The 22,542-nt window shown below is 68.6% G+C and carries 16 protein-coding genes and 1 pseudogene; 7 read left to right on the forward strand and 10 right to left on the reverse strand.

Annotated features, from left to right (window positions below; genetic code table 11):
- Nucleotides 1-155 precede the first annotated feature (155 nt).
- The 9 genes from Q664_RS13310 to Q664_RS13350 form a co-directional block, all read right to left on the reverse strand.
- Nucleotides 156-1,184 (reverse strand): NAD-dependent epimerase/dehydratase family protein, encoded by a 1,029-nt coding sequence (locus tag Q664_RS13310; RefSeq protein WP_043394321.1) that lies wholly within the window; start codon nt 1,182-1,184, stop codon nt 156-158.
- On the reverse strand, nt 1,181-5,584 hold the full coding sequence (locus Q664_RS13315; RefSeq protein WP_043394323.1) for an AMP-binding protein: 4,404 nt from the start codon (nt 5,582-5,584) through the stop codon (nt 1,181-1,183). The genes Q664_RS13310 and Q664_RS13315 overlap by 4 nt, the downstream gene beginning before the upstream one ends.
- 18 nt (nt 5,585-5,602) lie before the next feature.
- Nucleotides 5,603-7,216 carry an NPN-dependent hydroxyacid isomerase, LarAH14/15/16 family gene (gene larAH / locus Q664_RS13320; protein ID WP_043394325.1) on the reverse strand — a complete coding sequence of 538 codons (1,614 nt, stop codon included), beginning with the start codon at nt 7,214-7,216 and terminating at the stop codon, nt 5,603-5,605.
- 17 nt (nt 7,217-7,233) lie between these two features.
- Nucleotides 7,234-7,899, reverse strand: a complete 666-nt coding sequence (locus Q664_RS13325) for an HAD family hydrolase (protein ID WP_043394327.1) — start codon at nt 7,897-7,899, stop codon at nt 7,234-7,236.
- 445 nt (nt 7,900-8,344) lie between these two features.
- Nucleotides 8,345-8,815, reverse strand: a complete 471-nt coding sequence (locus Q664_RS13330; protein ID WP_043394329.1) for a hypothetical protein — start codon at nt 8,813-8,815, stop codon at nt 8,345-8,347.
- A gap of 22 nt (nt 8,816-8,837) precedes the next feature.
- Nucleotides 8,838-9,308 carry an NUDIX hydrolase gene (locus Q664_RS13335; RefSeq protein ID WP_043394331.1) on the reverse strand — a complete coding sequence of 157 codons (471 nt, stop codon included), beginning with the start codon at nt 9,306-9,308 and terminating at the stop codon, nt 8,838-8,840.
- Nucleotides 9,305-10,756: a DUF2380 domain-containing protein gene (locus Q664_RS13340; RefSeq protein WP_152622077.1), complete on the reverse strand. Its 1,452-nt coding sequence runs from the start codon at nt 10,754-10,756 to the stop codon at nt 9,305-9,307. Before Q664_RS13340 ends, Q664_RS13335 begins: the two co-directional genes overlap by 4 nt.
- Nucleotides 10,757-10,835: 79 nt before the next feature.
- On the reverse strand, nt 10,836-11,735 hold the full coding sequence (locus tag Q664_RS13345; protein WP_075207418.1) for a PIG-L family deacetylase: 900 nt from the start codon (nt 11,733-11,735) through the stop codon (nt 10,836-10,838).
- A 54-nt stretch (nt 11,736-11,789) separates the two neighbouring features.
- Nucleotides 11,790-12,767, reverse strand: a complete 978-nt coding sequence (locus Q664_RS13350; RefSeq protein ID WP_152622086.1) for an NAD-dependent epimerase/dehydratase family protein — start codon at nt 12,765-12,767, stop codon at nt 11,790-11,792.
- A gap of 199 nt (nt 12,768-12,966) precedes the next feature.
- Between Q664_RS13350 and Q664_RS13355 the strand changes: the two genes are divergently transcribed.
- The 6 genes from Q664_RS13355 (at nt 12,967) to hemH (ending at nt 21,294) form a co-directional block, all read left to right on the forward strand.
- A complete protein-coding gene (locus Q664_RS13355; protein ID WP_043394337.1) occupies nt 12,967-13,299 on the forward strand; it encodes an SWIB/MDM2 domain-containing protein in 333 nt (110 codons plus the stop codon).
- 174 nt (nt 13,300-13,473) lie between these two features.
- Nucleotides 13,474-16,557, forward strand: a complete 3,084-nt coding sequence (gene treY, locus Q664_RS13360) for a malto-oligosyltrehalose synthase (RefSeq protein ID WP_200883696.1) — start codon at nt 13,474-13,476, stop codon at nt 16,555-16,557.
- Nucleotides 16,554-18,710, forward strand: coding sequence for a glycogen debranching protein GlgX (gene glgX, locus Q664_RS13365; RefSeq protein ID WP_043394339.1), 2,157 nt, complete (start codon nt 16,554-16,556; stop codon nt 18,708-18,710). Before treY ends, glgX begins: the two co-directional genes overlap by 4 nt.
- 59 nt (nt 18,711-18,769) lie before the next feature.
- Nucleotides 18,770-19,759, forward strand: a complete 990-nt coding sequence (locus Q664_RS13370; protein ID WP_043394341.1) for a TerC family protein — start codon at nt 18,770-18,772, stop codon at nt 19,757-19,759.
- 62 nt (nt 19,760-19,821) lie between these two features.
- Nucleotides 19,822-20,205 carry a Co2+/Mg2+ efflux protein ApaG gene (apaG, locus tag Q664_RS13375; RefSeq protein WP_043394342.1) on the forward strand — a complete coding sequence of 128 codons (384 nt, stop codon included), beginning with the start codon at nt 19,822-19,824 and terminating at the stop codon, nt 20,203-20,205.
- Between the two features lie 6 nt (nt 20,206-20,211).
- The gene (gene hemH, locus Q664_RS13380; protein WP_043394344.1) at nt 20,212-21,294 is read left to right on the forward strand and encodes a ferrochelatase; all 1,083 of its coding nucleotides are present in this window, start codon (nt 20,212-20,214) and stop codon (nt 21,292-21,294) included.
- On the opposite strand, the gene Q664_RS13385 is transcribed toward hemH, so the two are convergent.
- Complete coding sequence (locus Q664_RS13385; RefSeq protein WP_043394346.1) at nt 21,239-22,246, reverse strand: hypothetical protein; 1,008 nt, start codon at nt 22,244-22,246, stop codon at nt 21,239-21,241. The two genes, hemH and Q664_RS13385, sit on opposite strands and share 56 nt — an antisense overlap.
- Nucleotides 22,247-22,446: 200 nt before the next feature.
- Here Q664_RS13385 and Q664_RS62920 point away from each other — a divergent pair.
- Nucleotides 22,447-22,509: pseudogene (locus Q664_RS62920) on the forward strand (SEC-C metal-binding domain-containing protein); the annotation flags it as partial.
- Between the last annotated feature and the right edge of the window lie 33 nt (nt 22,510-22,542).

Raw genomic sequence — 22,542 nt, forward strand, 5'->3', positions numbered from 1 at the left:
GNGNGTGCCTGTCCCTGTTCTTCAACCCGTGAACCGGACTGGGGGCACGGGTTCCAACCCAAGTCCACCCGATACCCTCACCCCGTCCCTCTCCCGGCGGGAGAGGGGATATTGGGGGGTAGAGGGGCGCGATTTGATTCGCTTGGGAGTCCCGCTCAGGTCCCCTCGCGCAGCTCCTCGAGCCGGCCCTTGCTGCCGGGCAGGTGCCCCGGCGCCATCCGCGTGTACAGGTACTGCACCGTGTCGTGCAGCGCCTCGTGGACGTCCCGGGCCTTGAAGCCCAGCTCGCGCTCGGCCTTCGAGGCATCCAGCCAGAACCAGTGCTCGCCGATATCCACTTCCTGCGGATCCAACGTGGGCTTCATCCCACGCCACTTCGCCACCCGCTCCAGCACCCTGGCCCCGAGCACGTTCACCTTCGCGGGCAGCCGCAGCCGGGGCGCCGTCACCCCCGACAGGCGCTCCAGGCGCTCGAAGAAGTCCGGCATGGACATATTCACGCCCATCAGGTGGCGCCCGTACACCTCACCCCGCGTCAGCGCGTTCGCGAAGGCCTCGGCCGCGTCGCGCACGTCCACGAAGGACATGCCCCCGCCAGGCATGGCCGGAATCTCGCCCTGCAGGAACTTCATCACCGTCCATGTGGACGACAGCCGGTCATCCCCGGGGCCCATCAGCAGGCTCGGGTTGAGCACCACCAGGGGAATGGCGTGCTGGCGGCAGTACTCCAGCGCGAGCTTCTCCTCGTAGATCTTCGACAGGTAGTACGGCCAGCGTCCCACCACCTCGATGGGGTAGCCGTCGTCCTCCGTGCCGACCCGCTCCTCCTTGGACACGGCGATGGTGCCCGAGGTGGAGGCGAGGATGACGCGCTGGACGCCGGCCTCGCGCACGTCGCGCAGCAACTCGCGCGTGGCGTCCACGTGCAGCTCGTACATCCGCCGCGAGTCCTTGTCCTGGAACGAAACGAGCCCCGCCAGGTGGTAGACGGCCTGCACGCCCTCGAGCGCGCGCCGCACCGCCTCGCGGTTCTTCAGGTCTCCTGGGACGTACTCCGCCTTGTCGAAGCCCGGGCCCGCCGGCTTGGAGCGGCCGATGATGCGCACCTCATGGCCCGCGGCGACCAACCGCGGCACCAGGTGCGCGCCCAGGAAACCGGTGCCTCCGGTGACGAGCAGCTTCACGACTCACTCCCTCCCGAGGACAGCGCGCGGCGCTGATCCTCGACCGTCGCCGATTCATCGAAGCTCAGCGCGCGGCCGGCGGCCAGCGCCTGGATGGAGTCCTCCGCCAGCCGGGTGGCGTAGCGGTAGCTCTCCGAGCGCGCCATGCCCTGTGTCTTGGCGCGCAGCATCTCGTACGTGAGCGCGGGGCCGATGTGGGCCTCCAGCTCGCGGGACTTGGGCAGCATGCGGCCCTTGGGCAGCGCCTCGAAGGCGCCCTTCAGGTAGATGGGCAGCACGTCCACCCCGTAGGTGAGCGCCAGGTAGCCCAGGGTGGGCTTGAACTCGAGCAGCTCGCCCGTCACCGAGCGCGTGCCCTCGGGGAAGATGAGCAGGTTGAAGCCCTGGCGGAGCGCACTGCCGGCCAGCCGCAGCGACTCGCGCAGCGAGCCGTGCCGGTCCATGGGGATGAGGTCCGTGAAGTTCTCGAAGTACGCGCGCTTGAGCGGCGTATCGAAGAAGTAGTCCCGGGCCGCGAGCGTGGTGAGCCGCTGTCCCTGGTCGCCGAGCACCACCTTCACGAGGCCCATGTCCAGGTGGCTCGTGTGGTTGGCGATGACGAGGAAGTTGCGGTTCATCGGGATGAAGGGCTTGCCCGTCACCTTCACGTCGAAGAGGCCGCCGAAGATGGCCTGCTGGCCCAGCCGCACCAGCTGCCGGCCCACCGTGACGATGGGCTCGGGCACGGGAATCTCCACCTCCTCGGCCTTCTCTGTCTCTCGGGAGATGTCCTTGGCGCGCGTCTCCACGGCGGGGCGGCGGCCGCTGGCCACCACCAGCTTGCGCAGGTCATCCACCGTCTGCACGTGCGTCAGATCATTCACCGCGGGCAGCGGGACGCCGGCCTGCTCCAGGGCCACGGACAGCTCGGTGAGCATCAGCGAGTCCAGGCCCAGGTCCACGGACAGGCGCGACTCGGGGCGGATGTCGGCGAGGGGCTTGTTCACCACCTCGGCGATGAGCGGGTAGAGCCAGTCGGCGACGCCACCGGTGCTCTGCACCTTCTCGCGGGCCTTCTCGCCCGAGGAGGCCAGCTTCTCCAGGCGCTTGAGCTCCTCCACCACCACCTTGCGCTTCACCTTGCGCGACGAGGTGCGCGGCAGCTCGCCATCCCAGAAGCGCAGCACCTTCACGCGGCGGTAGAAGGGCATCTCCTGGCCCGTCTTGCGGAAGTGCTCCTCCAGCTCGCGGCGCACCTCCTCGCGCGGCCGCTCCTTGTAGTCCGGCACGCACAGGCAGGCCACCTTCTCCCCGCCGGCCTCGTCCGGCAGGCCGACGATGGACAGCTCCTTGATGTGCGAGTGGGGGCCGTAGACCTCCTCGAGCTCGTCCGGGTACACGTTCTTCCCGTTGGCGTCGATGATGACGTCCTTCTTGCGGCCCACCAGGTACAGGCGGCCCTCGGCGTCCAGACGGCCCAGGTCTCCCGTGTACAGCCAGCCCTCCTTGAGGACGGCGTCGGTGGACTCCTTGTCGCCGAAGTAGCCGGCCATGACGTTGGGGCCGCGGGCGAGCACCTCGCCGATGCCCTCGTTGTCCGGCTCGAGAATCTTCAGCTCGACGCCCGGCAGCGCCTTGCCCACCGTGCCCGGCATGCGCTTGTTGACGTTCGTCTCGGACACCGTGAGCACCGGGGAGGCCTCGGTGAGGCCGTAGCCCTCGATGATGTTGAAGCCGAGCTGGTGGAAGGCCTTGTGCACGTCATCCGGCAGCGCCGAGCCGCCGGACACCAGGAACTTGATCTTCCCGCCGAACTTGCGGTGCACCGGCCAGAAGAGCAGCTTGCCCACGTTGAGGCTGCTGCGGTTGCGCAGCTCGCCATGCGCGGACATGAGCGTCTTGATGGCCTGCTCCACCATGGGCGGACGGCTGGCCATCTCCTGCGTCACCTTGCGGTGCAGCAATTGCCAGAGCGCGGGCACGCCGATCATCGCCGTCACGCGGCCCGACTCGAACACCTCGCCCAGCCGGTCCGAGGTGAGCTCGTCGATGTACGTAATCTCGGTGCCACGCGAGAAGGGCGTGAGGAAGCCGGCGGAGAACTCGAAGGTGTGGTGTAGCGGGAGCACGGAGAGGACGGAGTCCCCCACGCCCACGTTGAAGGCGCCCGCCAGCTTCGCGATGAGGGAGGCGAAGTTGCGGTGGGTGAGCATCACGCCCTTGGGAGTGCCCGTGGTGCCCGAGGTGAAGATGAGGCTGGCCACGTCGTCCGCGGCGGCCGTGCGGCGCACCGGCCCGATGTTGTCCGGGTACGCGGGGTCTCCACTCATCGCCTCGGCCATGCTGGCCACGCGCGTGGACAGGCCCGCGCCGGTGAGCGCCGCCTCCAGGCCCGGGAGGTCCTTCGCCGTCTCCTCGGTGAGCAGCAGCACCTTCGCCTCGGCGCGGCGGGCGATGTTGACGATCTCCGTCTCGGTGAGGCTCGGATCCACGGGGACGGCGGCGCCGCCCGCGCGGAGAATCCCGAAGTAGGAGACGGGCCACTCGGGCCGGTTCTCGCCCAGCAGCATCACCCGATCGCCGCGCTTGACGCCTTCCTTCAGCAGGAAGCTGCCCACGCGGTTGGCGTAGCGGTTCACCTCGCCGTAGGTGAGGCGCTCCTCCTTCTCGTCCACCGCGTAGCGGAAGGCCACCCGGTGGCGCCAGGCGTTGACGCTGGCCTCGAGCATCTCCAGCAGGTCGCGGCTGGCGGGGATGACGGTGCGCTTCTTCGTCTCCTCCTCGAGGCCGGGGAACACCCACTTTTCCAGGCCGGGCAGGTGGGTGTCGAGGAAGTAGACGCGCCAGTCGATGGCCTCCGGAGCCCACGGGATGCGGACCCGGTCATGGTGGGCCATGCGCGCGTACACCGAGCGGGTGTTGTCGCAGCGGAAGACGTAGCGGTTGTCGTAGAGGAAGGGGAGGAAGAGCTCGATGAGGCCCGCCAGGCTCAGGGCCTGGTTCTCCACCTCGTCCAGCGTCTCCTTGGCCTTCTCCAGCGCGGCCTGCACGCGGGGCGCGCCCCAGCCCGGCTTCACCTCGTCGATGACCTGCCGCAGGAAGCGCGCGCCCTTGACGAACATGGGGGCGCTGAGGTTCTCGAACACCGCGCGGCTCACCGGCACGGGCTCGATGCGCGAGCGCACCTCGTTCATCAACGAGTTGCCCGTGTCGCGGTTGCGGTAGTAGCGGCGGCGGTACAGGCCCACCAGCTCGATGGAGCGGCTGGCGTAGAACGGGTTGATGTCACCCGAGGCCAGGTTGTAGACGCGCCGCTCCTCCACCTGCATGCAGTGGGCGGTGATGCCGATGGTGGCGCCGGCCACGTGGTCCACCGGGATGATGTCCAGGATGGCCTTGTCCCCGGCGGGGATGTTGCGGTGGCCCTTGATGCCGGCGAAGGCCAGCGGCGCCGAGGTGGTGAAGCCCTCGTTCCATCCAGGGAAGGGGAAGTGCTGGGCGGACTCGACGATGGAGGGCCGGACGATGGCGTAGCGCAGGCCCGGCGTGCTCGCCATCACCTGCTCGCCCAGGCTCTTGGTGTACGTGTACGTGTTGGGCCAGCCCCAGTGCTGCGCGCGCTCCATGCCGGCGCGCACCAGCTCGCCGGTGAGCCACAGCTTGCGCTCGCGGCCCATGGCCAGCCGCAGCGTCTTCTCGTCCGTGGCGTCGCGGCCCTCCTGCTCCAGCCGGTCCAACGCCTTCTTGCGGAAGATGGACGCCAGCGCCTTGTCATCCGCCTGCTCGCGCAGCCGGGCGACGATCTTCTCCGCGTCCGCCAGCTCCTGCTCCAGGCTGAAGTCGCGCCCGTCCATGTCCTCGCGGCGCGGGAAGTAGCCCACCACCTCCTCGTCCTCGAAGACGAGGCCGCTGCGGTTGCCCGCCACGAAGGCCGTGGACATGTGGATGAGGGGCACGCTCCACTTGAGCGCCAGCTCCACGGTGTACTTCACGCCGTGGGTGTTGACGTTGAGGCCCACTTCCAGCGACGGGTTGAAGGACACCAGGCCCGCGCAGTTGACGATGGCGTGCACCTTGCCGGTGAGCGCCTCCGCCTGCTCCGGGGTGAGGCCCATGAGCGGGTCCGTGATGTCGCCATCGAGCACCTCCACCTTGCGGCGGATGAACTCGATCGCGCCCTCTTCGCCATAGGTGTCGCGCAGCGGCTGGAAGGGCTCGCTGGTGGCCACCTTGTCGTAGAAGCGCCGCTCGGCGGACGGGGCACTGCCCTTGCGCACCAGCACATAGAGCTTGTCCAGCGTCTCGCCGTAGCGCGACAGGAGCATGGACAGGGTGACCTTGCCCACGAAGCCGGTGGAGCCCGCGAACAGCAGGCGCTTGCCGGTGAAGACCTCGGTGACGTTCAGCTCGGAGACACTCATCGTGGGGAGCCCAGGGGGTTACTTCACGTCGACCATGACGGTGGGAGCGATGCGCAGCAGGCTGATGCTGGCCGAGCGGCCCATGAAGCCGCGCGCCTCTTCGATGGCCTCGGTGAGGGTGTCGGTGCGGTCCCAGCCGAGCAGCGCCGGGACGTGGTTGTTCTCCCCGCCCGCGACGATGACCTTGCCCGCGTGCTGGCGGCCGTTCTCGCCCCAGTACCACATGTAGAGCGGGTGCACGCCGTGGTAGGCGTTGCCCTTGCGGTACAGGTGCACGTAGCTGGGGTTCTCCGCGAACTCGCGCTCGTACTTCTGCTCGATCTGCACGGCATCCCGTGTCTCGGGCAGCACGCGGTTGAAGAACTCGATGTAGCTGGGGTGCTGGACGGGATCGAACTCGTCGAAGGCCGGGTGGGTGAGGATGATGACGCCGCCCTTCTTCACCAGCGGCACACCGCGGTTGAGGTTGAAGAAGTAGCCCAGCCCCATCACCTGCACCAGCAGCGGGTTGAGGATGGAGTTGACGCTGTAGGGCGAGATGAACGGGATGGGGAAGATGACGATGTCGCTCTGCCCCTGCACCGGCACCACGTACTGCTGCCAGCTCTTCTCCAGCGTCTTGGCGTGGGTGGGCTCGGTGGCTCCGGCGAACACGCCCGTCACGTCATAGGGCGCGGGGATGGAGTTGAGCACCGTGCGCGCCGCCGCCCGCGGCAGCTTGGAGAGCGCGTACCGCATGGCCTGGAACTTCAGCCGGTCTCCCTCGGTGTAGTCCTCCTCCTTCTTGTGGAGGAAGTCCACGCCGGGGCCGAACATGCGGTTGTTCAGCGACGTCTCGATGTGGAACACCTTGAGGTGCTTGTCGATGGCCCGGCCGATGCGCTCGTTGCGCCGGTACAGCTCGCTGTGCCCCGGCTCCATGTAGCTCTTGGACTCGCGGATCGTCTTCGGGTTGTGGTGCGCCCGGAGGCTGGCGTAGTTGGCCACGCCGGTGCCCATGGACTTGTGCCCGCCGTTCATGGGCACGAAGTTCACGTTCACGTAGACGATGAGATCGCTCTCGGCCACGCGCCGGTTGACGGCCACCACGTGCGAGCCGCACGGCGTGCGCTCCAGCTCCACGATGCCGTCGGGGTCCTCGGCGTCATGGTTGTAGTAGCGGTCCGGGTAGAAGGCGTCGTGGATCTTCTGTCCCACCATGCGCCGCATCTCGCCCTCGGTCATGCGGCGGTGCAGGGCGTTGGCGATGATGAGGTGCACGTCATCCACGCCCGAGTCGGCGCACAGCTCCAGCACCACCTCGAGGATGGACTGGCGCACGTCCGGCGTCGCCATGGGAGGCAGCGGCACGGAGATGTCGTCGATGACGCAGGTGAGCTTCATCCCCGGGCGGAGCAGGGCGTGCAGCGGCTCCATGCCCTCGGGGTGGTTGATGGCCCAGCGGATGGCGGCCTTCACGTTGGGCACGCCAGCCAGGGGCGGCCGGGGGAAGATGACCCGGGTGCCCACGGGCAGGTCCTCGAGGAGGAAGTTCTCCCCGTAGAAGAGCGCCCGCGGGGGGCTGCCCTTCTCGGTGATGACCACCTGGCTTTCCTCGTCGTAGAGCTTCTGGAGCGTCTTGAGCGGGCGCATGTCGTGACGGACTTTCGTTACTTGAGGTCGAGGATGGGCCAGTTGTAGGCCCGGGCGATGGAACGCAGCCGCATGTCCGGATTGACGGCCGTGGGGCGGCCCACCACGGACAGCATGGCGTAGTCGGAAGCACTGTCGGAGTAGCCGTGGCACTGGTCCAGCGCCAGGCCCTCCCGGACACAGTAGGAGCGGATGGCGTTGGCCTTGTTCGCTCCCTCGATGATGGGAGGAATGACCTTGCCGGTGGCCTTGCCGCCCACGAACTGCATCTTGTTGGCGATCATGTCGTCGGCGCCGAGGTAGCGGGCCAGCGGGCGCATGCTGAAGTCCAGCGCTCCGGTGACGAGCACGATGCGGCAGCCGACGCGGCGCGCCTGGTCGATGAGGTCGCGCGTCTGCTCGTAGATGGCCGGCTTGAGGACGTCCTCGAACATGTCCTCGGCCACGGAGATGAGGCGGTCCTCGGACAGGCCGGCGTAGTAGCGGTAGAAGAACTCGTTGAACGTCTTCCGGTCCAACGCATCCATGGCCGCGAAGAGGGGCACGCTGGCGGCGGTGGCCAGGGTCCTCCCAGCGATGCCCAGGAGGGAGCCCCGGTTCATGGCGTAGTAGGCGTAGACGTGGACGACGTTGGTCTTAATCAGCGTCCCGTCGACATCGTAGAAGGCGGCTTTCGCGGGCATGGGCAAGGCGGGCTTCCTGACATCGGAGTCCGGCGTGTGTCAACCGCGCGATAACGCTCGGAATTCGCTGGAAGGAGCGAGGGGCTGGTGCGAAGGCCGCTATGCGGTGCGGGTGCGCAACCCGCGTGACATGCGGGCTTCTGAGAGGCATGAGCCCACGGAGCGCCCGCGCGTGCGGACGAAGGGCGAGCAGGCGCGTGTGGGTGAACTGGAGCCCATGCTCGCGGAAGGGCCCCGAGCGCCCATGGCGCCCACATCAGGACAGGTGCTCGCGCGGAGGAGATCCCGTGCTCGAGGCCTGGGTGCGTGGGTTGCTCGTAGTCGACTACGAGTGAAGCATGTCTAATATGTAGGATTGATATTGTTTCACTCGTAGTCGACTACGAGTGAGGGGGGAGGCATCCGACCCATCAGCAGCCCGCCAGGAGGGGTCCGCGATGGAGGTTCAGACTTCCTCTTCGGGCAGGAGCGTCCGGAGGAACTCGTCATCGGGGCCGAGCGGGCGCCAGCCGGGTGGCGGCGGTGAGGCGCGGAGCGCTGCCCTGGCCTGACTGACACGCCCCTTGTGAGTTTCCGGGGTGAAGCTGGTCCACATGGCGAGCACCTGGGCAACCGTGAAGCGGGAGGAGTCGTCCAGCACGGCGGGCCAACCATCAGGGAGATGTTGAGACACGAGGCGCACGAGAACATCGCGCACGAAACGTGTGACCTGCTTGCGCCGTTCCGCTTCGGTCAGCAGCCCGCGCAACACCTGTACCCCGGCGACGTCGTCCTCACCCAGCTCGTCGGCGAGCGCATGCAATGAGACGGAGGGGCGAGCCTCGGCGAAGGCAGTGAGCGAGTCGAAACCTCGCTCGCGGACCCGCTCATACAGCCGGGCCATCCAGTTACCCTGCCAGGTACGTTCGTCGCTCATCGCCTTCTTCTGCGGGTGGAGTTCAGACTTCTTCGTCTGGGAGGAGGGTGCGGAGCAACTCATCGTCGGGGCCGAGCGGGCGCCAGCCGGGTGGCGGCGGCGAGGCGAGGAGCGCAGCCATGACCTGTCTGGCGCGATCCTGATGGGCTTCTGGAGTGTAGCCAATCCAGCGGGCCAGTGCCTTGGCGACCTTGAAACGATTGGCGTCGTCCAACGCGGCCGGCCAACCCTCGGGGAGACTCTGGGACAACTGCCGCACGAGCACATCGCGTTCGAAGCGTGTGACCTGATGGCTTCGCTCCGCCTCGGCGAGCAATCCGCTCAACACCTGCACCCCGACGATGTCATCCTTGCCAAGCTCCTCGGCCAGCAGGTGTAGCGGGACGGCGGGGCGAGCCTCGGCGAAGGCAGTGAGCGAAGCGAAACCGCGCTCACGGACCCGTTCGTACAGCCGGACCTTCCACTGGCCCTGCCAGGCATGTCCGTCGCTCATCGCCCTCTCCTGCGTATGAAGTTCATCGGAATGCCGTAGTCCGTCATGAGTTCCGCGACGATGTTCAGGACTTCGTTCCGCGTCAACATCCGGCCAGCGGCCATCTCGGCGTCGCGCAACTCGCTCATGACCAGCCGATTCCATTCGCCCGCCCAATTTCGACCCAGGCGCCAGTCGCCACCACCGTGGATCGCCTGGTGGTTTGCCTGTTCCATCCTGACGCAGAAGTGGTCGATGCTCATCTCGTCGGTGAACCCGCGTTTCTCGAACCACTCGCGGAACTCTTGCGGCATGACGTGGTGCTCCGGGGGCTCGGCCATGCCGGCTCCCGCTCTGTCCGTCACCCGCATGCCTCGTACCTCGGGCCCATCGCCCAGCGCCTCGCGCACACCCCTGGGCAGGTCGCCGTACGCCTCGGCCATCATCACCTGGCCGGCGTGAATCCGCACCGCGGCGCTGACGGCGGGCAGCGAGATGACGCCCGCCCGCACCAGCTGGCGCATCATCTCCACCCACTCGGCCGAGACGACCATCCGCGTGCCCATCATCACGCCGTTGGAGCCCATCATGAGCCCCACGCCCAGCGTGGCGGAAGGGGTGGGTCCCAACATCCGGGGCAGGGCCATCTTCAGTGCCGAGACCATGGCCACCGATTCGAGAAGATCCTTCACCAGCACTATCTTCTGGAGGTTTTTCTCCGACTCGAGCACGCGCTCACGGGTCGCGGCGAACTCGCCGGTGAGGTGGCCGATGAGCGCGGGAAGGTCGGCTGTCGCGGCCTCGGCCTGTCCTGGCTCCCCGGAGGCGAGGGCCGTCATGGCGGGGCCGAGCATCGTGCGCGAGCGCTCCATCTGAACGAACAGATGCTCCACGTTGTAGGACGGGTGCTGCGCGAGCACCACGTCGGCGAGGGTGAGGAAGTCGAGCCAGACCGCGAGCAGCATGGCGCCCATCATGGTGGACTGGAGCCGGGGGCCGCCGAGGCGCAAGAGGGCCAGTTGCATGTCCGGGTCCTCCATCTCCGAGGCCAGGGTGGACAGCCGGGTGGCGGCGGCGAGCTCGGCGTCCATCCATCGCAGTTGGTGGGCGCCATATGCCACGAAGGGAACGAACAAATCAGGGTAACGGCCAGCGATGCCCCGCTTGCTGGCCTCGAGTCTGGAAAGCCCACTGGAGATGCGGCGGGTGGACGTGGTCACGTCGCCCAAGGCCCGGACGAACGCCAGGTGGGCCGACAGGGCGCCCTGCCGAGAGGACTCCACGGCTGTCACCGCTTCACGGGCGCCTTGGCGGCGGTACGTCAGGGAGGGGATCTCCACCTCGCGAGGTGAGTAACGCAGGTTCGTCCCCCGGCCAGGTGATGGCGTCCAGGACGCGCAGCCGGTGGACAGCAGGGGCAGGGCGAGCAGAAGGACCGCCCACCAGGGACGTGGCCGCATCGGGGTCATCAGTGCCTCCGAGAGAGGACTCCGACTCTAGCGGGCGCTCCCGACCCCCCGGCGGCCTGGACGGCACGGAGCCGGTGCTTCAGCCGAGCGGCACCTGCTCCAGCCGCTCGAAGAGGGCGCGGGCCCGGGCGACTCCCACCTCCGCGTTGAGCGCGAGGTACCAGTAGCGCTCCAGCTCGATGGCCCCCTGGCGCAGCTGCATGATGCCCTGCGTCTTGTGCTCGGCGATGGCCCAGTCCACCACGATGTTGTAGTCGAGCCGGTCGCGGAAGCCGAACCTGCGCGTGCGATCGAACTCGAACACCACACCCGGGCGCACGTCCGCGAGCGGGTGGCCCGGCACGCCGGTGTACGCGAAGCCCTCGGCCTCCGGGATGGGGAAGCCCTGGCGGTTCTGCTCGGCCACCTCGCGGTCGCGCGTGTGCCCGGTGGCGCCGAGCACCAGTGGCCGCTCGTGTGGCGCCAATCCGGCCACCACCTCCAGCGCGAGCAGCGCCGCGTCGCGGTGGTGGGCATGCGTGTGGGGCAGGGGCAGCATCACGAAGGCGAAGTCGTAGCGGCCCTGGACGAACCGCTCGCGCAGCTGGCGGCGGATGTGGTCCGTGTCCCAGCCCTCGCCCACGGGCGCGTCCGCGGCCAGCGTGTAGCCAGGGTCCGGCTGATCCAGGAAGACGCACTCGCGCAGCCCGAGGATGCGGGCCGCGGCACGGAGCTCCTGCTCGCGGATGCGGGGCAGGTGGACGCGCGCGACGGCCGGGTCCGTGAGCTTCAAGCCATACAGGGGCTCGGCCAGCGTGGAGGTCCGGTAGCCGCCCTCGCCGCGCGTGAACACCACCAGGTCCACCTGCGCTCCGAGCGAGCGGGAGAGCTTGTACACGGCGCCGCCGAAGAGCGTCTCGTCGTCCGGATGAGCCGTCACCAGCAGCAGCCGCGGAGGGCGTTCCTCCTGCGCCGGGTCTGAAGGGGGAGGGGTGTGCACGGCGCGAGCAGACCGGAGCCCCCGTGCCCGGTCAAGCCACTCGCGCGTGTCACCTCACAGCCAGCCGTGCTCCTTGTACCAATGCGCGCTGCGGCGGAGGGAGTCGGCCACGTCCCGCGTGGCACGGAAGCCCAGCAGCCGCTCGGCCTTGGCGCTCGAACACGTCCAGGCGGGGACGAGCAGTTGCCGCGCGAACTTCCGGTTGAGGGGCAGGCGGCGGCCCGTCACCCGCGATACCCCGTCCGCCACCGTGGCCAGCGCCGTCAGCACGGCCGGGGAGACGCGAAGTGTTCGCGGTTGGACGCCCAGCGCCTCGGCCACCAGCCCCTGCAATTCTTCCAGGGTGAGGGGCTGGGGGTGACCTATGAAGAAGGCTTCCCCGAGGGCCTCGTCCCGCTCGGCCAGCAGCAGCAGCAGGTCCGCCACGTCCCGCACGTCCACCAGCGTCAGCGGCCGGGGGCCCCCGCCCAGTCGCAGGCTCAGTCCCCGCGCCACCAGCTTGAAGAGGGCGAGGTTCTCATGGTCCCCCGGCCCCACGATGCGGGGCGGGCGCAGCACCGTCACCGGCAGCCGGTCCGCGTACGACCAGGCGATGCGCTCGGACTCGGCCTTGCTCTCGCCGTACCACTCGGCGGGTTGAAGCGGATCCTCTTCGATTCTGGGCCTTCGCGGCGTCGAGGGCCCCGAGGCGCCCAGCGAGCTGACCAGCACCAGCCGGGGCCGGGCCCCGGTGGCCACCAGGGCCTCGCAGACGTTGCGCGTCCCCTCGGCGTTGACGCGCATGAAGTCCTCCCGCGTGGCGGCCCGGCGGATGCCCGCCAGGTGGAAGACCACGTCCCGGCCCTTCACCGCCCGGGCGAGGCTGGAGGCGTCCGTCACGTCTCCGTCCAGCCTCTCGTAGCCCAACCCGATCAGACCCGAGACGTCACTTCCGGGACGCACGAGACATGTTGCTACATGTCCCCGCTCGAGCAGCGCTCGCACCAACGAGGAGCCCAGGAAACCATTCGCGCCAGTGACGAGTGTGTTCAACATGGTGTGCCTTCCCCGAGAAAACACTCTTCCCTTCCGAGGGAGAAACACTATTTTCCCATGGGCCCTCAGAGGGAAAAATGCAGCGGAGGGCTGATTTTCGGCCTCGGGCGTGTTACGACGCGCCCGACGGCTCAGGGTGTGAACCAGCCGTGCAACGCCCCCGGACACTCGAACAGGGGGAGGAGATCCGAACGAAATGGCCGCCAAGAAGACCACCGCCGCGAAGAAGGCTCCTGCCGCGAAGAAGGCTCCCGCCGCCAAGAAGGCCGCCGGGGCCCGTAAGCCCAACGCGGCGTTCATGAAGGAGATGACGCCGTCCGCCGCCCTCGCGGAGATCGTCGGCAGCAAGCCCATTCCCCGCACCCAGGTGGTCAGCAAGATCTGGGACTACATCAAGAAGAACAACCTCCAGGACGCGAAGAACAAGCGGCAGATCAACGCCGACGACAAGCTCAAGCCCATCTTCGGTGGCAAGAAGTCCGTCACCATGTTCGAGATGACGGCGCTGGTGAACAAGAACCTCACCTGATCCGCCTCGACGGCCGCCGCCGTCCCCGGAGGGCTCGCCACTCGAGTGGCGGGCCCTCTTCACTTTCAGAAGCACAACCTCCGAGGGAGCAGGCGCCCGGAGAGCGTTGGATAGCGTGCGGAAGGGCATCTGGGTGGTGGTCAGATGGGCCCGTCGCGCCTACGACTGGGCCATATGCGACTCGAAGGTTCGGCTGTGTCGGGTGGAGACGCGGGGCAGGTGGGGGGCGAGGCGCTGGCCGGGAAGCTGTACGGGCGCGTGCGCGAGGAGCTGCTGGCGCGTGCCACGCCGCTGTCCACCTACCGGTTCCAGTTGCACAAGGGCTTCCCCTTCAGCGCGGCCCGCGAGGCGGTCCCCTACCTGGCCCGGCTGGGAGTGACGGACGTGTATTGCTCGCCCTACCTCGAGGCGAGCCCGGGCAGCACCCACGGCTATGACTGCGTGGACCACAAACAGCTCAACCCGGAGGTGGGCTCGCCCGAGGAGCACGCGGCCTTCTGCTCCAGCGTGCGCGAGCACCGCATGGGCCAGGTGCTGGACGTGGTGCCCAACCACATGGGCATCGAGACGTTCAACCCGCTCTGGTTCGACGTGCTGGAGAACGGCCCGGCGTCCGTGTACGCGCGCTTCTTCGACATCGACTGGGGCCCGGTGAAGGACGAGCTGGAGGGCAAGGTCCTCCTGCCCGTGTTGGGAGACCAGTACGGCGTGGTGCTCGAGCGCGGGGAGCTCGAGCTGGGCTACCGCGACGGCGCCTTCTTCATCCACTACTACGACCGGTTGCTGCCGTTGGCTCCCCGACAGTATGGGCGGGTGCTGGGGCGCAACCTGGAGGCGCTGGAGTCCCGGCTGGGGGCCGAGCACGGGCACCTCATCGAGCTGCAGTCCATCCTCACCGCCATCAGCCACCTGCCTCAGCGCACGGAGACCGAGCGCCCTCTCGTCGTCGAGCGCAACCGGGAGAAGGAGGTCATCAAGCGCCGGCTGGCGGCGCTCGCCGGGTCCTGCCCCGAGGTGGCCGCCCACATCGAGGCCAACGTGAAGTCCTTCAATGGCACTCCGGGAGAGCCGCGCTCCTTCGATGCGCTGGACGAGCTGCTGGCGGGCTGCAGCTACCGGCTGGCCCACTGGCGCGTGGCGGGGGAGGAGATCAACTACCGCCGGTTCTTCGACATCAACGGGCTGGCGGCCATCCGGGTGGAGGATCCGGACGTCTTCACCGAGGCCCACCAGCGCATCTTCGATTGGTTGCGCCAGGGCTGCATCACCGGGCTGCGCATCGACCATCCGGATGGGCTCTACGATCCGACGGCCTACTTCCTCAACCTGCAGGAGCAGTTCTTCGTGGAGCGGGCGCGGGCCCTGTTCGACGCCGAGTACGCGGAGCGGGCGGAGCTCTGGCCGGAGGTGGAGCGGCGGCTGCGCGAGCGCTGGCAGGCGGAGGCGGGGGCCTACGTGGACTCGCCGCTGCGCAGGGCGCTCTACGTGGTGGTGGAGAAGATTCAAGGAGGCCGCGAGCGCATCCCCGAGTCCTGGGCGGTGCATGGCACCACGGGCTACCGCTTCGCCAACGCGGTGAGCGGCGTCTTCGTGCACCCGGACTCCGAGGGGCCGCTGACGGAGGCCTACCACCGCTTCATCGGCGAGGCGCCCCACTTCGAGGAGCTGGTCTACGAGAAGAAGCGCCTCATCCTGCGCGACTTCATGTCGAGCGAGCTGAACATGCTCGCGCACCGGCTCAACCGCATCTCGGAGATGAACCGGCGCTCGCGGGACTTCACGCTCAACAGCCTGCGGCGGGCGCTGTCGGAGTTCATCGCGCTCTTCCCCGTGTACCGCACCTACGTGGATGACTGGCGGCCGGAGCTGGACGAGCGCGACGTGCGCTACATCCGGGACACGCTGCGTCATGCCAAGGCGCGCAACGCCACCCTCAACGCCTCCATCTTCGACTTCCTCGGGGACGTGTTGCTGCGGCGCTACCCGGAGCACCTGGGGCCCCATGAGCGGGCGGAGATGCTCGCCTTCACCATGAAGGTGCAGCAGGTGACGGGCCCGGTGATGGCCAAGGGACTGGAGGACACCGTCTTCTACGTCTACCACCGGCTCGACTCGCTCAACGAGGTGGGTGGGGAGCCGGAGAACTTCGGCACCTCGGCGGACATCTTCCACGCGCGCAACCAGGAGCGCGCCGTGCACTGGCCGGCGAGCATGCTCACCACCAGCACGCACGACACCAAGCGCAGCGAGGACGTGCGCGCGCGCATCAACGTCCTCACCGAGCTGCCCGGCGAGTGGCGCCAACGGGTGGAGCGCTGGTCCCAGCTCACGCGCACCCACCGCCTGGAGCGGCCCGAGGGCCCCGCGCCCTCGCTCAACGACGAGTACCTCTTCTACCAGACGGTGGTGGGCGCCTGGCCCATGGGGCCCTCCCTCTCCGCCGAGGGCCTCGCCGAGTTCCGCGGCCGCATCCGCGACTACATGCTCAAGGCCATCAAGGAGGCCAAGGTCCGCACCTCGTGGACCAATCCGGACCCCACCTACGAAGAGGGCATGTCGAAGTTCGTGGAGGCCTGCCTCGACGAGGGGAAGAGCCGCGCCTTCCTCGAGGAGCTCCAGGCCTTCAAGCGCCGCATCGAGCGGGCCGGCCAGCACAACGCGCTCGGGCAGTTGCTGCTGAAGCTGGGCTCGCCCGGGGTGGTGGACACCTACCAGGGCTGCGAGCTGTGGGATCTGTCCCTGGTGGATCCCGACAACCGCCGGCCGGTGGACTACGGCGTCCGGACCCGGCTGTTGGAGGCGCTGGACGAGGAGGCCCGGGAGGACCGGAGCGCCCTGTGCTCCCGGCTGATGGCGGACATGGACGATGGCCGCATCAAGCTCTTCGCCCTGGCCGAGGGCCTGCGCCTGCGTCAGCGCCAGAGGGCCCTCTTCTGCCGGGGTGGGTACCGGGCGCTGCACCTGGTGGGCCCCCGCGCCGACGCGGCCGTGGCCTTCGCCCGCGAGCACGAGCAGTCCGTCGTCATCTGCGCCGCACCGCGCTACACCCTCTCCGCCCTGGAGTCTCCCGGGGGCCTCGCGGGGTCCTATGAAGAAACGTCCCTGGATCTGCCCGAGTCCTATGCGAGCATGACGTTCCGGGACGTTTTCACCGGCCGGGAAGTGCGGCCGGGGCGACGGGAGGGTGGCGCGGTGCTGCCCCTCGCGCCGCTACTGGCGGGCTTCCCGCTGGTGCTGCTGGAGAGGAGCGATGGATGAAACGGGCGGAGGTGCTACCAGGCAAGCCGTACCCCCTGGGCGCCACGTACCTTGGTAACGGAGTCAACTTCGCCGTCTTCAGCGAGCATGCGCGGAAGATCGAGGTGTGTCTCTTCGAGCCGGACAACCCCGCGCGCGAGCTGCGCCGCTACGTGCTGCCCGAGCAGACCCAGCACGTGTGGCACGGCTTCATCCCGGGGTTGCAGACGGGCACCCTCTACGGCTTGCGCGCCCACGGGGCCTACGAGCCCCGGCGCGGCATGCGCTTCAACCCGCACAAGCTGCTGGTGGACCCGTACGCGCGCGCCCTGCATGGGCAGGTGGACTTCTCCGCCCCCGTCTACGCCTACGAGCCCGGCGACGACGAGCAGGACCTCGCCTTCGACATCCGCGACAGCGCCGCCGGTGTCCCCAAGGGCGTGGTGCTCACCGACGGCTTCGACTGGGAGGGGGACAGCGCTCCCGCCGTGCCCCTGCACCGCACGCTCCTCTACGAGGCCCACGTGAAGGGCCTCACGATGCTCCACCCCGACATCCCCGAGCACCAGCGCGGCACCTACGCGGCCCTGGGCCACCCCGCGCTCATCGAGCACCTGCGCAAGCTGGGTGTCACCGCGCTGGAGCTGCTCCCCATCCACACCCACGTGGACGAGCCCTTCCTCGTCGACAAGGGCTTCACCAACTACTGGGGCTACAGCTCCCTGGGCTACTTCTCCCCGGACGCGCGCTTCAGCTCCTCCGGCTCGCGCGGCGGCCAGGTCGCCGAGTTCAAGTCCATGGTGAAGGCGCTCCACCGCGCCGGCATCGAGGTCATCCTCGACGTCGTCTACAACCACACCTGCGAGGGCAACCACCTCGGGCCCACCCTGTCCTTCAAGGGCCTGGACAACACCGCCTATTACCGGCTGCTGGAGAAGGAGCCGCGCTACTACCAGGACTTCACCGGCACGGGGAACTCGTGGAACGCCACCCACCCCTACGCGCTCAAGCTCGTCATGGACTCCTTGCGCTACTGGGTGGAGGTGATGCACGTGGACGGGTTCCGCTTCGACCTGGCCACCACCCTGGGCCGGGACCGGCACGGCTACGACACCCGCGCCGCCTTCTTCCAGATGGTGCACCAGGACCCCGTCCTCAGCCGGGTGAAGCTCATCGCCGAGCCCTGGGACGTGGGCGACTTCGGCTACCAGGTGGGCAACTTCCCCGTCCTCTGGAGCGAGTGGAACGGCAAGTACCGCGACACCATCCGCCGCTACTGGAAGGGCGATGACCGGCAGGCCGCGGAGATCGGCTACCGGCTCACCGGCTCGTCGGACCTGTACGCCCTGGGCGGCCGCAAGCCCACCGCGAGCGTCAACTTCATCACCGCCCACGACGGCTTCACCCTGCACGACCTCGTCACCTACAGCCAGAAGCACAACGAGGCCAACCTCGAGGAGAACCGGGACGGGGCCAACGACAACCACTCGTGGAACTGCGGCGTGGAGGGCGAGACGAAGGACCCTGAAATCAACGCCCTGCGCGAGCAGCAGAAGCGCAACTTCCTGGCCACGCTCTTCCTGTCCCAGGGCGTGCCCATGCTCCTGGCCGGCGACGAGATGGGCCGCACCCAGAAGGGCAACAACAACGCCTACTGCCAGGACAACGCGCTGTCCTGGGTGGACTGGAACCTCAACGAGTCCCAGCGCAAGCTGCTCGACTTCACCGTCCAGCTCAGCCGCCTGCGCCGCGAGCAGCCCGTGCTCACCAAGCGCAAGTTCTTCCGCGGCTCGCGCCTGTGGGACAGCGAGCTCAAGGACCTGGCCTGGTTCCGCCCGGACGGCCAGGAGATGAAGAAGGAGGACTGGGAGAAGCCCTATGTGCGCTCCGTGTCCTTCCTGCTCGGCGGTGACGCCATCGTCACCCCGGACGACGAGGGCAACCGCATCGTCGGGGACACACTCCTGGTCCTGATGAACGCGCACCACGAGCCCATCACCTTCCAGCTCCCGGCCATCGAGTGGGGCGCGGACTGGGAGGAGGTGGTGGACACCGGCGAGTCCCGCGTGACGCTGCACACCCATACCCCCGCGGGAGGCTCGGTGATGGTGGCGGGACGGGCCCTGGTGGTGCTGCGCCGCCCGGCCACGGACGAGGCGCTCCGGCGGGAGTAGAACCCTAGGAGTATCAAGGGAGTCGACGGCGGCCCCCCCCGCCCGCTATAGGGGGGGCCGTGAACACTCAAAGCGCGCTCTGGTTGGGCTTCAACCTCTTCGTCGTCGCCATGCTGGCGCTCGATCTGGGGGTCTTCCACCGCAAGGAGCATGCGGTGTCGCCCAAGGAGGCCGGTGCCTGGACGGGCGTGTGGATCACCATCAGCCTGCTCTTCTGCGGCGGCCTGTTCTACTTCGGCTACTGGAACCGCGAGCAGGCCCTGCAGTGGGTGACGGCCTACGTCGTCGAGTACTCGCTCTCCGTCGACAACCTCTTCGTCTTCCTGATGGTGTTCGCCTACTTCCGGGTCGCGCCGGAGGTGCAGCACCGGGTGCTCTTCTGGGGCATCGTCGGCGCCTTCGTCATGCGCGCGGTGCTCATCGTCACCGGCACCGCGCTCGTGCAGCGCTTCCACTGGCTGCTCTACATCTTCGGTGCCTTCCTCGTCTTCACCGCGGTGAAGATGGCCCTCGCCAAGGACGATGACGCCGCCGACCCCGAGCAGACGTTCATCGTCCGGGTGGCCCGGCGCATGCTCCCGGTGGCCCGCCAGGGCGAGGGCAGCCACTTCTTCACGGTGGAGGACGGCCGGCGCAAGGTGACGCCGCTCTTCCTGGTGCTGTTGGTGGTGGAGGCCACGGACCTGCTCTTCGCCCTGGACTCCATCCCCGCCGTGCTCGGCATCAGCCAGGACGCCTTCATCGTCTACACGTCCAACGTGTGCGCCATCCTCGGCCTGCGCTCGCTCTTCTTCGTGGTGTCGAGCCTCATGGACAAGTTCCACCTGCTGAAGATGGGCCTGGCCGTCATCCTCGGCTTCGTGGGCACGAAGATGCTCATCACCTTCTTCGACATCCACGTCTCCATCGGCGTGTCGCTGGGCGTCATCGGCGGGGTGCTGCTGGCCTCCATCATCGCCTCGCTCATCTGGCCCAAGGCCGCCGAGGAGCCCGGAGTGCCCACCGACGTGACTCAGCCCGAGCGGGACCGGGAAGGGGCGAAGCCCTGAGCGCCTGATTGGCCGGTTTGTTTGGCTTGCGTCCGGGCGGCGAGGCGGCCAATTGTGGGGGCATGTCCTCCGTCACTACCGAAGGCATCCGCGTCACCGTGAAGCCCACGTTCTGGCCGGAGCGCAGCACCCCCGAGTCCCACCAGTACGCCTTCATGTACACGGTGGAGATCGTCAACACGGGCGGCGAGCCCGCCCAGCTGCGCAGCCGCCATTGGATCATCACCGATGCCACGGGGAAGGTGGAGGAGGTGAGGGGAGACGGCGTCGTCGGCAAGCAGCCACGCCTCGCCCCCGGCGAGCGCTTCGAGTACACGAGCTGGGCCCAGCTCCGCACGCCGTTCGGCTCCATGCGGGGCGCCTATACGATGGAGCGCCCGGACGGCCGCCAGTTCGAGGCACGGATAGGCGAGTTCGCCCTCACACAGCCCCATTCCCTGCACTGACCAGTCATGGCACGCAAGGGACTCCTCCTCGTCAATCTGGGCACTCCGGATGCCCCCGAAACCGGCCCCGTCCGCCGCTACCTGCGCGAGTTCCTCAGTGATCCGCGCGTGGTGGACATCCATCCCGTGGGGCGCTGGTTCCTGCTCAACTTCATCATCCTCCCGTTCCGCTCACCCAGGAGCGCGCACGCCTACCGCACCGTCTGGACGGAGCAGGGCTCGCCGCTGATGGTGCACTCCAAGGCCCTGACGGCGGCGGTGGCGCAGCGGTTCTCCGGCGAGTACGAGGTGGAGCTCGCCATGCGCTACGGCAACCCGTCCCTGCCGGACGCGGTGGCGCGGCTGCGGGCCAGGGGCGTCACGGACTTCACCGTGCTGCCCCTCTATCCGCAGGAGGCCCCGTCCTCCTCGGGCTCCTCCCTGGCGCGCACCTACGAGGTGCTGTCCGAGCCCTGGGACGTGCCCAACGTGCGGGCGGTGCCGGCCTTCCACTCGCACCCGGCCTTCCTGGACGCCTTCACCGAGGTGGCGCGTCCCGTCATCTCCGGGATGGGGGCGGATCACGTCCTCTTCAGCTTCCACGGCGTGCCCGAGCGCCACATCCGCAAGAGCGACCCCACGGGGAAGCACTGCCTGGCCTCACAGGGGTGCTGTGACGTGCTCACCGACGCCAACCGCCACTGCTACCGGGCCCAGTGTTTCGCCACGGCGCGGGGGCTGGCCAGCCGGTTGGGGTTGGAGCCCGAGGGCTGGAGCGTGTCCTTCCAGTCCCGCCTGGGGCGCACGCCATGGGTGAAGCCGTACACGGACGTGGTGCTGCCGGAGCTGGCCGCGCGCGGGGTGAAGCGCCTGGCGGTGATGTGCCCGGCCTTCGTCGCCGACTGCCTGGAGACGGTGGAAGAGGTGGCCATCCGCGGGCGCGAGCAGTTCCTCGCGAGCGGGGGAGAGGACTTGAAGCTCGTCCCCTCGCTCAATTCGCACCCCGCCTGGGTGGACACCGTGGTGCGGCTGGTGCGCGAGTCGGAGGCGGCGGCTACTTCTTCGCCTGCGGCTGCAGCAGCTCGGGAGGCACCGGGTCGAGTGGGGTGAGGCGCAGCGTGCGCTCGCCATTGGACGTGCCGGGCAGGGAGGTGCCCTCGGTGCGCGTGGTGAGCGTGGCCTCCCAGGAGCGCCAGCGGCCCGCCTTCACGAGGAACTCGCCCCGGCCCTTCACCCGCATCTCGGCGACGACGGACGGCTCGCCCTGGGAGGACTCCTCCTCATCCCCGTCCTCGTGCCCCTCGTGGGGCGCGTGCTGGGGTTTCGAGCTCGCGGTCTTCATCACCGCCCGGATCTGGGCCCGGGTGGCACGCATCTCCCCGGCGAGGCGCTCGGACAGGTCGTACTCGAGCGTCGCCACCTGCTCCCCGTTCTCGCCCGGGGTGAGCGCGGTGAGCTTCACCTGGTTGCGCCGCTCGGCCTTCTTCTCCACGAAGCCCTGCACGGAGCCCATGTCCACCAGGTCCGTCCCCAGCGCCCAGGTGGTCTCCGGGCCCACGGGCTCCCTCGGCAGCTCCAGCACCAGCACCGCCACGTTGCGCAGCGGCCCGGCCAGTCCGTCCATCACGAAGCCGCGCTCGCTCATGGTGCCCTGGTCCGCCTCGCCGCCCGCTTTCTGCGGGACGATGCGGAAGGCGTAGTCACCCGACTCGGTCTTCTGCAGGACGAAGATGGCGTCCGTCTCGCCGCTCGGGCCCGCCTCGGGCTGGGACTCCTTGCCCTTCTTGCCCTTCTTGCTCTTGGGCTCAGGGGCCGGGGCGGCGGAGGACGAGGTGGTGGTGAGGCGGAAGGCCGTGGGCGCGTCGAGCTTCCAGCGCAGCGTCACCTTGGACGGGTCGGGCGGCGGCTCGGCGGCGACGGGCTTCGGCGCTTCGGCTGTCTTCTCCGGGGTGGCGGGCATGTCCGCCGGACGGGGGATGGGGGTCATCGCGCCGACGGGATCCTCCTTGCAGGCGGAGGTCAGGCAGAGGGCGGCGAGCAGGCCGAGGGTGCGCCGGTTCAAGAAAGGACTCCTGGTCATGGAAGCGGGGACTACTTCTCCGTGTCCGGGAGTGTACGGCAGTGCGGCGGACGGTTGAAGCGAGGGGTGAGGGAAGAGGGGGCGAGCAGCCGGGAGCCCCGCCTGCCCGTCCGCGGGAGGCGGTGGGAGAAGTAGGGCCGGTAGGGGTTACTTCGCGAGTCCGGCATGCTACTTCCCAGGTCATGCCCTCTCGAAACGAGCCATGCTCTTGCGGCAGTGGACGGAAGTTCAAGCGGTGCTGTCTGGGGGACTTCCGGCGCGCCGAGGCGATGCTCCCC

The sequence above is a fragment of the Archangium violaceum Cb vi76 genome, assembly GCF_000733295.1.
GTDB lineage: Bacteria > Myxococcota > Myxococcia > Myxococcales > Myxococcaceae > Archangium > Archangium violaceum.